At 67.3% G+C, this 15,713-nt stretch carries 11 protein-coding genes; 6 read left to right on the top strand and 5 right to left on the bottom strand.

Annotated elements, in window-relative coordinates:
* The first annotated feature begins 102 nt into the window (after window positions 1–102).
* Entirely contained in the window at window positions 103–990 is an 888-nt protein-coding gene (locus ABNX08_RS19325) for an endo alpha-1,4 polygalactosaminidase (protein ID WP_349605146.1), read from the top strand.
* Here the strand turns inward: ABNX08_RS19325 and ABNX08_RS19320 are convergent.
* Together ABNX08_RS19320 and ABNX08_RS19315 are read right to left on the bottom strand one after the other, a co-directional pair.
* Window positions 972–1,496: a M48 family metallopeptidase gene (locus tag ABNX08_RS19320; RefSeq protein WP_349605163.1), complete on the bottom strand. Its 525-nt coding sequence runs from the start codon at window positions 1,494–1,496 to the stop codon at window positions 972–974. The genes ABNX08_RS19325 and ABNX08_RS19320 overlap by 19 nt on opposite strands.
* Window positions 1,497–1,545: 49 nt before the next feature.
* A complete protein-coding gene (locus ABNX08_RS19315; RefSeq protein WP_010812270.1) occupies window positions 1,546–1,770 on the bottom strand; it encodes a hypothetical protein in 225 nt (74 codons plus the stop codon).
* Between the two features lie 149 nt (window positions 1,771–1,919).
* Here ABNX08_RS19315 and ettA point away from each other — a divergent pair, with 149 nt between their 5' ends.
* Window positions 1,920–3,587 carry an energy-dependent translational throttle protein EttA gene (gene ettA, locus ABNX08_RS19310; protein WP_349605148.1) on the top strand — a complete coding sequence of 556 codons (1,668 nt, stop codon included), beginning with the start codon at window positions 1,920–1,922 and terminating at the stop codon, window positions 3,585–3,587.
* 149 nt (window positions 3,588–3,736) lie between these two features.
* On the opposite strand, the gene ABNX08_RS19305 is transcribed toward ettA, so the two are convergent.
* Entirely contained in the window at window positions 3,737–4,888 is a 1,152-nt protein-coding gene (locus tag ABNX08_RS19305; protein WP_022536781.1) for a metallophosphoesterase, read from the bottom strand.
* Window positions 4,889–5,292: 404 nt separating this feature from the next.
* On the opposite strand from ABNX08_RS19305, the gene ABNX08_RS19300 reads away from it, so the two are divergent.
* The 4 genes from ABNX08_RS19300 (at window position 5,293) to ABNX08_RS19285 (ending at window position 13,742) form a co-directional block, all read left to right on the top strand.
* On the top strand, window positions 5,293–7,701 hold the full coding sequence (locus ABNX08_RS19300; RefSeq protein ID WP_022536780.1) for a carbohydrate-binding protein: 2,409 nt from the start codon (window positions 5,293–5,295) through the stop codon (window positions 7,699–7,701).
* A 208-nt stretch (window positions 7,702–7,909) separates the two neighbouring features.
* The gene (locus ABNX08_RS19295) at window positions 7,910–9,142 is read left to right on the top strand and encodes an efflux RND transporter periplasmic adaptor subunit (RefSeq protein WP_022536779.1); all 1,233 of its coding nucleotides are present in this window, start codon (window positions 7,910–7,912) and stop codon (window positions 9,140–9,142) included.
* On the top strand, window positions 9,139–12,297 hold the full coding sequence (locus tag ABNX08_RS19290; protein ID WP_022536778.1) for an efflux RND transporter permease subunit: 3,159 nt from the start codon (window positions 9,139–9,141) through the stop codon (window positions 12,295–12,297). The genes ABNX08_RS19295 and ABNX08_RS19290 overlap by 4 nt, the downstream gene beginning before the upstream one ends.
* Window positions 12,294–13,742: an efflux transporter outer membrane subunit gene (locus ABNX08_RS19285; RefSeq protein ID WP_022536777.1), complete on the top strand. Its 1,449-nt coding sequence runs from the start codon at window positions 12,294–12,296 to the stop codon at window positions 13,740–13,742. The genes ABNX08_RS19290 and ABNX08_RS19285 overlap by 4 nt, the downstream gene beginning before the upstream one ends.
* Window positions 13,743–13,785: 43 nt before the next feature.
* Here the strand turns inward: ABNX08_RS19285 and ABNX08_RS19280 are convergent, their stop codons facing one another.
* On the bottom strand, window positions 13,786–15,144 hold the full coding sequence (locus ABNX08_RS19280) for an MATE family efflux transporter (protein WP_022536776.1): 1,359 nt from the start codon (window positions 15,142–15,144) through the stop codon (window positions 13,786–13,788).
* Entirely contained in the window at window positions 15,137–15,649 is a 513-nt protein-coding gene (locus ABNX08_RS19275; RefSeq protein WP_022536775.1) for a helix-turn-helix domain-containing protein, read from the bottom strand. The genes ABNX08_RS19280 and ABNX08_RS19275 overlap by 8 nt, the downstream gene beginning before the upstream one ends.
* Between the last annotated feature and the right edge of the window lie 64 nt (window positions 15,650–15,713).

Below are 15,713 nucleotides of genomic sequence, written 5' to 3'. Positions count from 1 at the left end.
CTAAAGTGCTTGAACCGTATCGGCAGGCCAACGGGTACGGAGCAGAGACAACACAGGCCGTCGATTTTGCTCGGGCTTCACAACAGGGAAGGGTAGAAGAACATGAAAAGCAAATATGCTGCGCTTGCCGGGGTCATGCTGTCCGTCGTACTGGGCGGCTGCGGCGGGGACGGGGAACAGACCGAGATGGTGTCGCCATCGGCGTCGACGATGGCAGCCACGACACCAAAGTACGCTGTCACGGCAACCACCACCAGCGCCACCACGCGCTGGGCGCCGGCCATCACCGATACGTTTCAGATCCAGTTCACCGGCCGACTCAATACCAGCTACGCGGTGGTCGCCTACGACATCGACCTGTTCGACACGCCCACGGCCACCATCGCAACGCTCAAGTCGCAGGGCCGTCGCGTGATCTGCTACTTCTCCGCCGGCAGCGCCGAAGACTGGCGCCCGGACTACAGCCAGTTCACCGCCGCCGACATGGGCGCGCCGCTGGCAGGCTGGGCGGGCGAAAGCTGGCTCGATACGCGCTCGGCCAACGTGCGCCAGATCATGCAGGCGCGCATGGACCTGGCGGTCAGCAAGGGCTGCGATGCGGTCGATCCGGACAACGTTGACGCCTACACCAACAGCCCCGGCCTGCCGCTGACGGCCGAGACCCAACTCGACTACAACCGCTTCCTCGCGGCCGAGGCGCATGCACGCGGACTGGCGGTGGGACTGAAGAACGATATCGCACAGGTGGACGTGCTCGCGGCGGAATTCGACTTCGCGATCAACGAACAGTGCTTCAAGTACAAGGAGTGCGGCGTCTACACCGCGTTCACCGGGCAGGGCAAGCCGGTGTTCCAGATCGAGTATGCGACCAAGTACAAGGACGCCGCCACGCGCGCACCGCTGTGTGCAGCGGCGCAGGCTGCCAACCTGCGCACGGTGGTGCTGCCGCAGAAGCTCAACGGCGCGTACCGCTACGCCTGCGACGCCTGATCGCCTGCGCTGGCGGGAGCGCTGCTTTCCAGTTCCCGCCACGCCAGGTAGAGCCGCGTATCGAACTCCAACTGGTGGTAGCGCGGCTCCATGTGTCCGCAGAGCCGGTAGAAGGCTTTGTTGTGCTCGCTCTCTTTCAGGTGGGCGAGCTCGTGCACGACGATCATGCGCAGAAATTCCGGCGGCGCTTCCTTGAACAGCGAGGCCACGCGGATTTCCTTCTTGGCCTTGAGCTTGCCACCCTGCACGCGCGAGATCGCGGTATGCAGGCCTAGCGCGCGCTGGGCGGAATCGAGTCGTGCGTCGAAGCCGACCTTGTGCAGCGGCGGCGCGCTGCGCAGGTATTCCTGCTTGATGGCGGCGGTGTACTCGTACAGCGCGCGGTCGGTCTGTACGGTGTGGCGGCCGGGGTAGCGGCGCGCGATATGGTCGCCCAGGCGGCCGGCGGCGATCAGCTCACGCACCTGGTCGAGCACGCCGGGCGGGTAGCCGCCCAGGAAGCGCATCGGGTCCTTGCCGGCGGGGCGCCAGGTTTCAGTCACTGCAGCGGCCTGCTCAGTGGTGGTGGTGATGGTGGTGCATCCAGCTGTTGTCCAGCGAGTTGACGAACGACTCGACCGCGTCCTTGTCGCCGGTGGCATGGCGCATCATCTCGCCGCACTTGCAGAAGCCCTGGTACGGCGTGATGTGCGAGCACGCGGACGTCTTCTGCAGGTACAGCGTGACGGGTTTGGTGCACTTCTTGCACTTGAACTTCAGGGTCAGGGCGGGTTTGCTCATGGCGGTCGCTTGAAAAATCGGCGGAAAGTCGAACCTGACATTGTACCGGCGAGGACGGAATCCGGCCGGAGGCGGCTGAGCGTGCCCTATCTGCCTGATCGCGCCTGATACACTCCCGCCATTCCCGAACAACCCTCCAACACGCACCCATGGCACAGTACGTTTTCACCATGAACCGCGTGGGCAAGATCGTCCCGCCCAAGCGTCACATCCTGAAGGACATCTCGCTGTCGTTCTTCCCCGGCGCCAAGATCGGCGTGCTGGGCCTGAACGGCTCGGGCAAGTCCACGCTGCTCAAGATCATGGCCGGCCTCGACAAGGAAATCGAGGGCGAGGCCACGCCGATGCCGAACCTGAACATCGGCTACCTGCAGCAGGAACCGCAGCTCAATCCCGAGCAGACCGTGCGCGAGTCGGTGGAAGAGGCGCTCGGCGGCGTATTCGAAGCGCGCAAGAAGCTCGACGAGATCTACGCGGCCTATGCCGAGCCGGACGCGGACTTCGACGCGCTGGCCGCCGACCAGGCCAAGTACGAGGCGATCCTGGCTGCCAGCGACGGCAACAACGTCGAGCTGCAGCTGGAAATCGCCGCCGACGCGCTGCGCCTGCCGCCGTGGGACGCAAAGATCGCGAACCTGTCTGGTGGTGAAAAGCGCCGCGTGGCGCTGTGCCGCCTGCTGCTGTCGCGCCCCGACATGCTGCTGCTCGACGAACCGACCAACCACCTGGACGCCGAGTCGGTGGACTGGCTGGAGCAGTTCCTGACCCGCTTCCCGGGCACCGTCGTGGCCGTGACCCACGATCGCTACTTCCTCGACAACGCCGCCGAGTGGATCCTGGAACTGGACCGCGGCCAGGGCATCCCCTGGAAGGGCAACTACAGCTCGTGGCTGGACCAGAAGGAAGCGCGCCTGAAGCAGGAAGAGGCCAGCGAATCGGCCCGCCAGAAGGCGCTGCACAAGGAGCTGGAGTGGGTGCGCCAGAACCCCAAGGGCCGCCAGGCCAAGTCCAAGGCGCGTCTGGCGCGCTTTGACGAGCTGAACAGCCAGGAATACCAGAAGCGCAACGAAACCCAGGAAATTTTCATCCCGGTGGGTGAGCGCCTGGGCAACGAAGTGATCGAGTTCGACGGTGTGAGCAAGGGCTATGGCGACCGCCTGCTGATCGACAACCTCAGCTTCAAGGTGCCGCCGGGCGCCATCGTCGGCATCATCGGCCCGAACGGCGCCGGCAAGTCAACCTTCTTCCGCATGCTGACCGGCAAGGAACAGCCGGACAGCGGCGAGATCAAGATCGGGCCGACCGTGAAGATGGCGTTTGTCGACCAGAGCCGCGATGCGCTGGACGGCACCAAGACCGTATTCGAAGAAATCTCGGGCGGCGCCGATGTCCTGACGGTGGGCAGGTACGAGACGCCGTCGCGCGCCTATATCGGCCGCTTCAACTTCAAGGGGGGCGACCAGCAGAAGCAGGTCGGCACGCTGTCGGGTGGCGAACGCGGCCGCCTGCACATGGCCAAGACGCTGATTGCCGGCGGCAACGTGCTGCTGCTGGATGAGCCGTCGAACGACCTTGACGTGGAAACGCTGCGGGCGCTGGAAGATGCGCTGCTGGAGTTTGCCGGCTGCGTGATGGTGATCTCGCACGATCGCTGGTTCCTGGACCGGATCGCGACGCATATCCTGGCGTTTGAAGGGGACTCGCATGTGGAGTTCTTCCCGGGCAACTACCAGGAATATGAGGCCGACAAGAAGCGCCGGCTGGGTGAGGAAGGGGCCAAGCCGAAGCGGATTCGCTATAAGCCGATTGCGCGGTGATTTGCTGCGGAGTGCGATAAGAGAAACCAGGCCTGCGGGCCTGGTTTTTTTATGGCTGTGAAGCTCGCGAGTGTATGGGCGAGCTGCCACCCCTCGTGAACGCTCCCCTCTCTCGCACGCGGGAGAAGGGAGCAAACCGCCGCATTGCGTTAGTCAGCTGCCCGCACCAACCGCAACCGCGTAATCTCCGACGGCGCCCCAAACCGCTTGGGTGGCCCCCAATACCCCGTCCCCCGGCTCACATAGATCCACATCGCCCCATGCCGCACCAGCCCCGCGGTGTACGGCTGCTGCATCGGCACGAACAGGTTCCACGGCCAGAACTGCCCGCCATGGGTATGCCCTGACAGCTGGAGGTCGAAACCAGCTTCCGCCGCCACCGTGGCCGTGCGCGGCTGGTGCGCCAGCAGCACGCGTACGCCGGCCTGCGCCGGTGCGCCGGCGATGGCGCGGTGCGGGTCGCTGCGGTGGCTTTCGTGAAAGCGGCCGGCGGAGTAGTCGGTCACGCCGGCCAGCACCAGCGGGTGGCCGCCGTGCTGCAGCACCACGTGCTCGTTCATCAGCACGCGCAGGCCGAGCCGGCGCAGTTCGTCGATCCACGGCTGCGCTCCGGCGTAATACTCGTGGTTGCCGGTGACGAAGTAGGTGCCGTGGCGCGCCTGCAGGCGCGCCAGCGGCGCGGTGTGGGCGGACAGTTCGCGCACGGTGCCGTCGACCAGGTCGCCGGTGATGGCAACCGCGTCGGGCTGCAGGCTGTTGACGCGGTCAACGATGCGGTCGAGGTAGGGCCGCTTGATGGTGGGGCCGACGTGGATGTCGCTGATCTGGGCGATGGTGAATCCATGTAGCGCCTCGGGCAGGCCGGCGACCGGCACGTCCACCTCGACCACGCGCGCCAGGCGGCGGGCATTGATGTAGCCGGCCAGCGTGACCAGCACGGCCAGCAGCGGCACCGCCAGGGCGCTGCCTGCCGTCAGCCCGGGCATCTGCCAGCCGAGCAGCTTGCCGGCCAGCCAGGCGGTGGCCAGTGCGATGTCGCGCGCCAGCGTCAGCACCAGCAAAGATGAGAAAAATCCCATGGCCAGCATGCCGATCCAGGAAATCCGGTCAGACCACGGCTGGCTGAAGCGACGCGCCAGCAGGCCAGCGGGCAGCAGAGCACACGACATGGCGAGCCACAGGACGGCGAGCGTCTTGACCAGCATCGGCACGGGCATCGCCGGCAGCAGGCGCAGCCCGATATAGCCGTGCAGCAGGGCCGTCACGATGGCGGCGGTCAGGATCGTGGTGCGAGGGGGCATTGGGGCGGGGGCGGAGCCAGGGTGGTATGGAGAGATGAGGCCGCGGCGCGCGCCCTTCAAGGGCTTGGCGCGGCGTACGCCTCGCGCCAAGCCAAGCAAGATGCACACCCGCGCCGCCGCTGGCAGGCGCAACGGCGCATTGCGGCTTGATGGTGCCGTACCGCGGCCTCAGTTCTTCATACCCCCGAGGACGCAGCGAAACCCGCCTCGTACGAGCCTGATCTGTCTTTTTTTGCGCCGGCCCTGAATGTTTTTAAATGAGATTGTTCGCCTGTCCGCCCTAATTTAGATTCGCAGCATGGGCCGCTTGCTGTGCAGCATCGTGCGCCTCCATGCCACCAGACGGCCGTGTTGCCGTGCCGCAGCAGCCTTGCGAGTCACAAGCAGCATTCCCGGAGAAACCCATGCCATTTCGCCTGAAGCAGACCTGCATCCTGATCGCAGCGGCGTGGCTTGCCCTGGCACCTCTCGGTCCGCAAGCCGCCACGCCGCCGCAACCGGCGACCGCGGCGCTGGCCTGGCCGCGCAATTTCGACGCCGCCACCGACCATGTCGAGCTGTACCAGCCGCAGGTCGAGACCTGGGACGGCACCCGGTTGTCGGGCCGCGCCGCGGTGGCGGTGGGCGAGAAGGGCGGCGCGCCGACCTATGGCGTGGTGCATTTCTCGGCGACGGCCGATATCGACAAGCCTTCGCGGCTGGTGCAGCTGACTTCGTTGCGGATCGAAAGCGTGGAAGTCCCGACCCGGCCCGACGCCGCCGACCAGGTGCGCCAGGCGCTGGTGTCGCGGCTGCCGGCCGATGGCCTGACCGTGCCGCTTGACCAGCTGCAGGCCAGCTATGCGGTATCGCAGCAACTGGCCCGGGCCGGCCGCGTGGCGGTCCGCAACGATGCGCCGCAGATCCTGTTTGCCACCACGCCGACGCTGCTGGTGCTGGTTGACGGCGAGCCGGTCTGGCGCGCGGTGCACGGCACGGCATATGAACGTGCGCTCAATAGCCGCGCCCTGTTGCTGCGCGAGGCCGGCGGCGAGCTGTACCTGAAGGCCGCCGGCTACTGGTACCGCTCCGAATCCGCCGGCGGCGCGTGGGAAGTGATGACGTCCGCGCCCAAGGCGCTGGAGAACGCCGCCGCCAAGGCCGCCACTGGCATGAAGCCGGATGCGATGCTGCCGGCCGATGGCAAGCGCCCGGCCGGGGCGCCGGCCATTGTCTTCGCCGAGCAGCCGACCGAGTTGGTCATCACCAGCGGCGCCCCGCAGATGACGCCGGTCAGCGGCGTCAGCCTGCTCACGGTTTCCAATGCCGATCACGCCATCTTCGTCGATCCGGCGACCAACCAGTATTACGTGCTGGTCTCCGGCCGCTGGTTCCGCGCGCCGATGCTGACCGGCCCGTGGGAGTTCGTGCCCGGCCGCGAACTGCCGGCCGACTTTGCCAGGATCCCGCCGACCGATCCCAAGGCCAATGTGCTGGTGTCCGTGCCCGGCACGCCGCAGGCGCGCGAGGCCGAGATCGCCGCCACCATTCCCCAAACGGCAACGGTATCGCGCAGCAAGGCCAGCCTGAGCGTGGCCTATGACGGCGCGCCGCGCTTTACGCCGATCACCGGCACCTCGCTCAGCTATGCCGTCAACACCGGCACGCCGGTGATCGAGGTCGATGCCAGCCACTATTATGTGGTCGCCAACGGCGTCTGGTTCACCGCGCCGGCGCCGTCCGGCCCGTGGCGCGTGGCCACCGAGGTGCCGTCGGCCATCTACACCATCCCGCCGACCTCGCCGGTGTACTACGTGACCTACGTGCGCATCTACACGGTCACCCCCGAGACCGTGGTGGTCGGCTATACCCCCGGCTACATGGGCGTGGTGGTCAGCGCGGACGGCACGGTGGTGTACGGCACAGGCTACGTCTATCCGCCCTACGTGGGCGCGGCCTACTACGGCTACCCGGTCACGTACGGCTATGGCGCCGGCTTCGGCATCGGGATGGCGGAGGGCTTTGCCTTCGGCTTCGCCGCAGGCGCGTTCTGGGGCGCGGCATCGCCTTACTGGGGACCGTACTGGTGGGGCGCCCCGTACAACTGGAATTACGTCAACGTGAACCAGGCCAACTTCTACGGCCGCTGGGGCCAGGGTACCGTGACGCACGCCCAGGGCTGGAACGCCTGGACCGGCACCGAATGGCGCGGTACCGCGGCGTCGGGCTTCAACCCGGCCACCGGCGCGCGCTACCAGGGCAGCCGCGGCGCGGCGTTCAATCCCTATTCCGGCAACTACGCGGCTGGCCGCCAGGGCTCGTTCGCCAACCCGTCCACCGGGCGCGAGGGCGCGGCGCGCGGCGGTGTGGCCGGCAATACTTATACCGGCAACTATGCGGCCGGGCGCCAGGCAGCGGGCTACAACGCGCAGACCGGGCGCGTCGCCGCGGGCGAGGCCGGCATTGCCGGCAACACGCAGACCGGCGAGCACACCGCCGGCAGCCGCGGCTTTGTGGCCAACCCGGGCAAGGACAACGCCGTGGCGTGGAACAACGGCAACGTCTATGCGGGCCACGACGGTTCGGTCTACCAGCACACCGACGACGGCTGGCAGAAGCACACGCCCGGCGGCTGGGAGCCGGTGCAGCCTAACAACGAAGTGACCAACCGGCTCGACCAGCAGCGCCAGGCCCGCGACGTGGCGCAGCAGCGCCTGGACGGCGCGTCGCGGCAATGGCAGGCGCGGGGCTTCGGTGGCGGCGCGGGTGGCGGCTTTGGCGGGCGCGGCAGCGGTTTCCGTGGCGGCGGCTTCCATGGCGGTTTTCGCCGTTGAGGGCGGACGATTTCAGCGGATGCTGAAGACGACGTCCGTTCTCGAAAGCAGTTAATACGCAATCGAAAAGAATTGAATTGGCGCGTGCCGGCACCGGCCTTACCCTGCCGGATAAGGCACGCGCATGGCTGCCGCCTGCTGCACGCAGCGTCCGCCTGGGCGCCGCGTGCACGCGATCGCGTGCAACACCATGGCGGGAGGAGGACCCGTGAACACTGCTATCCACTGGCGCAGCATGCTGTGCCTGGCCTGCGTAGTGCTGGCGGCCTGCAGCAAGGAAAAACCGGCGGCCGTGGCACCGCCCGCGGCGGAGGTCGGCGTGATGACGGTGGCGCTGCGGGATGTGCCGATCGTCTATGACTTCGTCGGCCAGACCCAGAGCTCGCAGCAAGTAGAGATCCGCGCGCGCGTCAATGGTTTCCTGGACCGGCGCGTCTATACCGAGGGTGCGGTGGTCAAGGCCGGCGAGACCATGTTCCTGATGGATCCCAAGCCGTTTGCCGCGGCGCTGGATGCCGCCAATGCCGAACTGGCGCAGCAGGTGGCGCGGCTCAAGACCGCCAATGCCGACCTGGCGCGGGTGCGCCCGCTGGCCGAACGCAACGCCCTGAGCCAGCGCGACCTGGATGATGCTACCGGCAAGCAACAGGCCGCCGCGGCCTCGGTCGAGGCGGCCCGGGCCAATGTCACCAATGCCAGGCTGAACCTGGGCTATACCACGATCAAGTCGCCGGTCACGGGCGTGTCGAGCTTTGCCAAAAAGCAGGCCGGCAGCTATATCGACCCGTCCAACAGCCTGCTGACCTACGTCGCCAAGCTCGACCCGATGTGGGTCAACTTCAGCCTGTCGGAAAACGAGGTGCTGTCGTCGCGCGCGGAGCAGGAATCGGGCGCGCTCAAGTTCCCGGCCAAGGGCGCCTTCGACGTGGTGATCGTGCTGGCCGATGGCAGCCAGTTCCCGTACCACGGCAAGATCACCTTCGCCGATGCGGCGTTCAGCGCCGAGACCGGCACCTACATGATCCGGGCCGAGGTCTCCAACCCCGAGGGCACGCTGCGGCCAGGGCAGTTCGTGCGGGTCAAGCTGCATGGCGCCGAGCGCACGAAGGCCATTGCGGTGCCGCAGGAAGCCATCATCCAGGGGCCGCGCGGGCAACTGGTCTGGGTGGTGGGCCAGGACAACAAGGCCCAGCAGCGCGTGGTGGAGGTCGGCCAGTGGACCGGTGACAACTGGGTGGTGCGCTCTGGCCTGAAGGCCGGCGAGCGCGTGGTCATCAGCGGCGGGCTGCGGTTGGCGCCCGACGCACCGGTCAAGGCCGTCGAGGCTGTTCCCGGACAGAAGCCCCCGGCGGGTGCGGCGGCCGCCAGCGCGCCAGGTGCGCCAGGCGCGTCATCGCCCGCCCAGGCCAAGGGCACGGAGAGCGCAGGGAGCAAGCCATGAAGCTTGCCCACTTCTTTATCGACCGGCCCATCTTTGCGTCGGTCCTGTCGATCATCATCGTGGTGGGTGGCCTGGTCGCGCTGACCAAACTGCCGATTGCCCAGTTCCCGGACGTTACGCCGCCGTCGATCACGGTGACGACGCGATACCCGGGAGCCAGCGCGGAAGTGGTCGCGCAGAACGTCGCGGCGCCGATCGAGCAGCAGGTCAACGGCGCGGACCGGATGATGTACATGAACTCGACGAGTTCCTCGACGGGTGACCTGACCCTGACGGTGTATTTCGAGATCGGGACCGATCCGCAACTGGCGCAGGTGGACGTGCAGAACCGGGTCAACCTGGCGCTGCCGACCCTGCCTGAAGCTGTCACGGCCCAGGGCGTTTCCGTGCAGAAGCGCTCTTCTGCGTTCATGATGGTGATTGCCATCTTTTCGCCGGACAACAGCTACGACCAGACCTTTGTCGGCAACTACGCCAACATCTATGTGCTGGATGCGCTCAAGCGCATTCCCGGCGCCAACCAGTCGGCGATCTTCGGCAATCCGGACTACGCCATGCGGATCTGGCTGCGGCCGGACCGGATGGCGTCGCTGGGCATTACCACGGAGGACGTCAAGAACGCTGTCAGCGCGCAGAACCAGCAGTTCTCGGCCGGCCGTATCGGACAGTCGCCGACCACGGGCACGGTCCTGCAGACGTTCCCGATTGCGACCAAGGGCCAGATGACCGAGCCCGCCGAGTTCGAGAACATGATCCTGCGCGCGCAGTCGGGCGACGCCGCGCTGGTGCGGCTCAAGGACATCGGCAGGGCCGAGCTCGGTGTCAAGGACTATTCGCTGCGCAGCCGCTACAAGGGCAAGACCGCCACGCTGCTGGCGGTCTACCAGCAGCCGGGCGCTAATGCGCTGGACGTGGCCAAGCAGGTCCGCAGCACGCTGGCGGAACTGAAAAAGTCGTTCCCGCCGGGGCTGGAATATGAGGTCGCGCTCGACACCACGGAGTTTGTGAACGAATCGATCAACGAGGTGGTGCACACGCTGCGCGATGCGGTGATTCTCGTGATCCTGGTCGTCTACCTGTTCCTGCAGAGCCTGCGCGCAACGATCGTGCCGATCCTTGCCGTGCCGGTGTCCATCATCGGCGCCTTCGTCGGCATGAGCATGTTCGGCTTCTCGGTCAACATGCTGACCTTGTTCGGGATGGTGCTGGCCATCGGCATTGTGGTTGACGACGCAATCGTGGTGATCGAGAACGTCGAGCGCAACATGGTGGAGTTCAAGCTGCCACCAAAGGAGGCGGCCAAGCGTGCCATGGACGAGGTGAGCGGCCCCGTGGTTGCGATCGTGCTGGTGCTGCTGGCGGTATTCATCCCGGTGGCGTTCCTGTCCGGCATTACCGGCCAGCTCTACAAGCAGTTTGCCGTCACCATCGCGGTGTCGGTGGTGCTATCCGGGGTGGTGGCACTGACACTATCGCCGGCGCTTGCGGCAATCCTGCTCAAGCCCGGCGAGCATAAGAAGAACCGCTTCTTCCAGTGGTTCAACAATTCGTTCGATCGACTGATACAGGGGTACGACAAGTCGCTGCAGGTTGTGATCAGGCGGACGGTGATCTCCATCATCATCATCCTTGTCATGATCGGGGTGAGCGTGCTGATGTTCGTGCGGATACCGTCGTCGTTCCTGCCGGTGGAGGACCAGGGCTATCTGTTCGGTGCCGTGGTCATGCCGGATGCGGCCAGCCTGGACCGCACCGGCAACCTCTCCTCCCGTGCCGAGGCCTGGTACGCCAAGCAGGCCGGCGTCAGCTCGGTGGCGTCTGTGGACGGGTACAGCCTGATCGATTCGCAGAACAAGGCCAATGCTTCTACCTTGTTCATCACGCTGAAGGGCTTCCATGACCGCAAGGAAGGCGAGAGCGCGGCGGACCTGATCGCCAAAGCGAAGAAGGAGTTTGCGAGCTACCAGGACGGTGTGACAATTCCGATCAACCCGCCCTCGATCCCGGGCCTGGGAACGACCGGTGGTTTTGAGTTCTGGCTCCAGAGCACGGCGGACGGCACCTACCAGCAGCTGGAGGAGCGGGTGCATGCCTTTATCGCCAAGGCCCGGCACCGGCCAGAGCTGACGGGGATCAATTCCACCATCAACACGCGCTCGCGCCAGTTGCTGGTGGAGGTGGATCGCGAACGCTCCGAAACCCAGGGCGTGCCCGTCGAGCAGGTCTATTCCGCGCTGCAGACCATGTTCGGTTCGCTCTTCGTCAGCCAGTTCCCCAAGAACAGCCGGCTGTTCCAGGTGATCCTGCAGGCCGAACCTGACTACCGCTCGCGTCCGGAGGATCTCGACAAGGTCTACGTGCGCAACCGCACTGGCGAAATGGTGCCGATCAAGGCGGTGACGACATCCCGGTATGTCCCAGGCGCGGATATCATGACCCGCTTCAACAATTTCCCGGCCGCCAAGATCATGGGCGATGCCGCGCCGGGCTACAGCTCTGGCCAGGCGCTTGCGGCCATGGAGGACGTGGCGCGGGAAGTGCTTGGCCCGGGCTACAGTTATGCCTGGAGCGGCCAGGCATACGAGGAGAAGACCGCCGGATCGACGGCAGCAATGGTCTTTGCCTTTGCCTTGCTGATGGTGTTCCTGATCCTCGCTGCGCAGTACGAAAAATGGACGCTGCCGTTCGGTGTTCTGCTGGCGGTACCGTTCGCGCTGTTCGGTGCTCTGGTTGCCATCCTGTTGCGCGGCATGCAGAACGACGTCTACTTCCAGATCGGGCTGACGGTGCTGATTGCGTTGGCGGCGAAGAATGCCATCCTGATCTTCGAGTTCGCGGTGGAAATACGGCACAAGGAAGGCCTCAGTGCCTACGATGCCGCCTTGCATGCGGCCAAGCTGCGCCTGCGCCCGATCATCATGACCTCGCTCGCCTTCATCCTCGGCTGCGTGCCGCTGGCGATCGCAAGCGGCGCGTCGGCGGCCAGCCGACAGTCGCTGGGCACCGGCGTGATCGGCGGGATGCTCGGCGCCACGGTCATTGCGCTGTTTTTCATCCCGATGTTCTTCTGGGGGCTGGAGGTGATGTCCGAGCGCAAGCCGAAGCCCAAGGTCGGCGCTGCACCCACCACGCCACCGGCCGGAGAACCGTCATGAGCGCGCGCCGCCGGCTGGCCGGCGCCTGCCTGGCCGCGGCGCTGGGCGGCTGCGCCATCGGCCCCAACTACGAGCGCCCGGCCACGGCGGATCCGGCGCAGTACCGCATCGACACCGGCGTGCTGTCCGTTGCCGCGGACAGCGCCTGGTGGGACAGCTTCGGCGACCCGGTGCTTAACTCGCTGGTCGAGACGGCGCTGCGCAACAGCTACGACGTGCGCATCGCCGCGGCCCGCATCGATGAATTCCGTGGCCAGCTGATGGTGGTGCGCGCCGGCTTCTTCCCGCAGGTCAACCTGACGGCGTCGGCTACTCGCCAGCGCGCCGGCACTTTCACCGGCACGCCGTTCGCGTCGCTCGACGGCCCGCGCAATTCCTACCAGCTATTGGCCAATGCCAGCTGGGAGATCGACCTGTGGGGCCGCATCCGCCGGCAGGTCGAGGCGGCCGAGGCCAGCCTGTGGAACGCCGAGTACGCCCGCCGTGGCGTGGTGCTGTCGCTGGCAGCGTCGGTGGTGCAGGGCTATGCCACGCTGCGCGGGCTCGACGCGCAGCTGGAGATCGCGCAGCAGACGCTGCAGGCGCGCGGGCAGGGGCTGGATATCTTCCGGCAGCGCTATGAGGGCGGCGTGATCTCGCAGGTGGAGCTGTCGCAAGCGGAGAACGATTTTTACGTGACCGAGGCGACGATCCCGGTGCTGCGCAGCGGCATCGCGCAGACCGAGAACGCGCTGTCGGTCCTGCTGGGCCGCGAGCCCGGCCCGATCGAGCGCGGCAAGCCGGTCAACGAACTGCAGCCGCCGCCGGTCGGCGCCGACCTGCCGGCCGCGCTGCTGTCGCGCCGGCCTGACGTGTTGCAGGCCGAGCAAACCGCCATCGCCGCCAACGCTCAGCTGGGCGCGGCGCAGGCGCTGTACTTGCCAGCGGTCAACCTGAGCGGCCTGTTCGGCGCCATCGCCACTTCGCCGGCGGGCCTGTGGCACAGCGCCTCGCAAGTGTGGGGCATCGGCGCCGGGCTGACCCAGCCGATTTTCCAGGGGGGCGCCATCCGGGGCCAGGTGCAGACCGCATCGGCGCAGCGCGACCAGGCCATGCTGGCCTACCAGGGCACCGTGTTGGCGGCGCTGGCCGACGTCAACAGCGCCCTGTCCAGCGGCATCGAGACCCGCAACCGGCTGGTGAGCCTGCGCCAGCAGGAGAAGAGCCTGGTGGTGTATGCCGACCAGTCGAGCGCGCGCTACGAGGGCGGATATTCCAGCTACCTGGAGGTGACCACGGCGCAGGAGAAGTTGTTCGCCGCGCAGCTTTCAGCGGTGCAGGGGCAGGTGGATGTGCTGACCAGCACCGCGGCGCTGTACAAGTCGCTCGGCGGCGGCTGGCCGTCGGTGCCGCAGGATGTACGCGATGCGGGGATGCAGGGGGATGCGAAGGTGTTGACGCGGTAGGGGAGCACGCCACCGGTCGCGGCTTGCGCCAACGCCGCAATGCTTATCGCGCCGACCACTCTCCCTGCCTGACCCCCATCGCAGTGACCACGCCATAGGCCGTGATCCCCAGCGCCACCCCCAGGAAATGCCCGTCCAGCCCCATGCCGAACACATTGGCCAGCATCCACCCGCCGCCCACGGCCAGCGCGATCCGGCACAGCCCGGCGGCCACCGGCCAACGCATGCGCCCCGCCCCCATCGACGCAAAGTACAGCGCCATGCCGAGCCCGAAGCCGCCGAAGGCCGGCCCCACCCATGACAGCGCGCGCGCCGCGATGTCGATCACTTCCGCGTCATTGGTGAACAGGCTGGCAAACCGCACCGGTGCCAGGCCCACCGCGGCGCCAGCCATGCCGGCAATGGCCAGCGCCAGGAACGCACCCACCCATGCGGTGCGGCGCGCGGTGTGCCAGTCGCCGGCACCCACGGCGCGGCCGACCAGCGCCGTCAGCGCCGAGCCCACGCCGAAGGCGAGCGGGATCATCAGGAATTCCAGCCGCGCCGAGATGCCATAGGCCGCCACCGCCGCGGTGCCATGATGGCGCAGTTGCGCGGTGACCAGGATGGTGGTCAGGTTGCCCACCGCCGCCAGCGCGCACGCCACCAGCCCCACCGACAGGATGCGCGCGAACAGTTCCCACGACGGCCGCAACCGCAACACCGGCACGAAGCCCGCGCCGCCGCGCGCCACCACGACCGCCATCGCCAGCGCCGCGGCCCACGACACCGCCGCCAGCGCCGCGCCAATACCGGCCAGCCCCATGCCGGCGGGCTCGGCCAGCAGCCACGACAGCGGCGGGAAGGCGATCCACATCAGCGTGAGCACGCGCGCGGCCAGCGCATGGCGGCCGCCGCCGCGCAGCACCGAGGCCAGCGTGTTGGCCAGCCACGCCGGTATGGCGCCGGCGCCGAACAACCAGATCGCATAGGTGGCAGCCGCCTCGGCCGCGGTGTCGCCGCCCACCGCGCCCAGCACGCCACGCGGAAATCCCGCCAGCACCACGGCAAAGGCCAGTCCCGCGGTCACCGCGATCAGCAGCGCGTGCACGACCAGCGACGACGCTTCCTCGCGCCTGTTGGCGCCGAGCGCGCGCGCGATCGCCGCGACCACGCCCCCGCCCATCGCGCCGGTCGACATCTGCTGCAGCAGCAGCGCAAACGGCAGCACCACGGCCCAGCCGGCCAGCGCCGCCGTGCCCTGGCGCGCGGCCAGCCAGGTTTCGATCAGCTGGGCCACGGCCTGCAGCAGCGCGATCAGCGCGGTCGGGCCGGCCAGCTTGCCGATGCGGCGGGCCAGTTCGCTGGCGGGCACCGCTTCGGCCGGGGCGGCGCAGGCGCGCAGCGCGCTGGTATCAGTCATGGCGGCTCTCCTGCTCGCTGACAGCTTCGGCGTCGCCGAAGCGACGCCGCAGGAAGCGCCCCGCGCCCGGCCCGGGCAGCACGCGCACCTCGTCCAGCGTGATCTGGCTGCCATCGGCGCGCATCAGCTCCGCCGCGGCGATTTCCTTGCCGGTGCGGCGGTCCTGCAGCACGGTCAGCGGACCCTTTTCATCGGTCATCCAGCAGTCGGCCCAGGCCTTGAGCGCGACAAAGACGGGGAAGAAATCGCGCCCCTTGTCGGTCAGCTGGTAGACGTGGCGGCCACCGCCCTCTGGCGTGACGCGCGCCAACAGGTCGTGCGCCACAAGCGTCTTCAGGCGCGCGCTGAGGATGTTGGGAGCGATGCCCAGGTTGCTTTCGAACTCGTCGAAGCGCGTGCTGCCGTAGAAGGCCTCGCGCAGCACGAGAATTGCCCAGCGTTCGCCCAGCACCGCCATGGAACGGGCGACGGGGCAGGGCATGGAAGCGAAATCGGTGGGGGTCATGGGGGCGCCTGGGATGTCGTCGGCTTGCTTTCAATTTGCAAGTTTGCTGAATCATAGCTTGCAA

The organism is Cupriavidus sp. DF5525 (assembly GCF_040149425.2).
Classification (GTDB): Bacteria; Pseudomonadota; Gammaproteobacteria; order Burkholderiales; family Burkholderiaceae; genus Cupriavidus; species Cupriavidus pickettii_A.
This window is presented reverse-complemented; position numbering and strand designations above follow the sequence as displayed.

Coding starts and splice junctions, on each gene's coding strand:
- ABNX08_RS19285 (WP_022536777.1), top strand. CDS start 12,294: ATGAGCGCGCGCCGCCGGCTGGCCGGCGCCTGCCTGGCCGCGGCGCTG.
- ABNX08_RS19290 (WP_022536778.1), top strand. CDS start 9,139: ATGAAGCTTGCCCACTTCTTTATCGACCGGCCCATCTTTGCGTCGGTC.
- ettA (WP_349605148.1), top strand. CDS start 1,920: ATGGCACAGTACGTTTTCACCATGAACCGCGTGGGCAAGATCGTCCCG.
- ABNX08_RS19315 (WP_010812270.1), bottom strand. CDS start 1,770: ATGAGCAAACCCGCCCTGACCCTGAAGTTCAAGTGCAAGAAGTGCACC.
- ABNX08_RS19275 (WP_022536775.1), bottom strand. CDS start 15,649: ATGACCCCCACCGATTTCGCTTCCATGCCCTGCCCCGTCGCCCGTTCC.
- ABNX08_RS19280 (WP_022536776.1), bottom strand. CDS start 15,144: ATGACTGATACCAGCGCGCTGCGCGCCTGCGCCGCCCCGGCCGAAGCG.
- ABNX08_RS19325 (WP_349605146.1), top strand. CDS start 103: ATGAAAAGCAAATATGCTGCGCTTGCCGGGGTCATGCTGTCCGTCGTA.
- ABNX08_RS19300 (WP_022536780.1), top strand. CDS start 5,293: ATGCCATTTCGCCTGAAGCAGACCTGCATCCTGATCGCAGCGGCGTGG.
- ABNX08_RS19305 (WP_022536781.1), bottom strand. CDS start 4,888: ATGCCCCCTCGCACCACGATCCTGACCGCCGCCATCGTGACGGCCCTG.
- ABNX08_RS19320 (WP_349605163.1), bottom strand. CDS start 1,496: ATGCGCTTCCTGGGCGGCTACCCGCCCGGCGTGCTCGACCAGGTGCGT.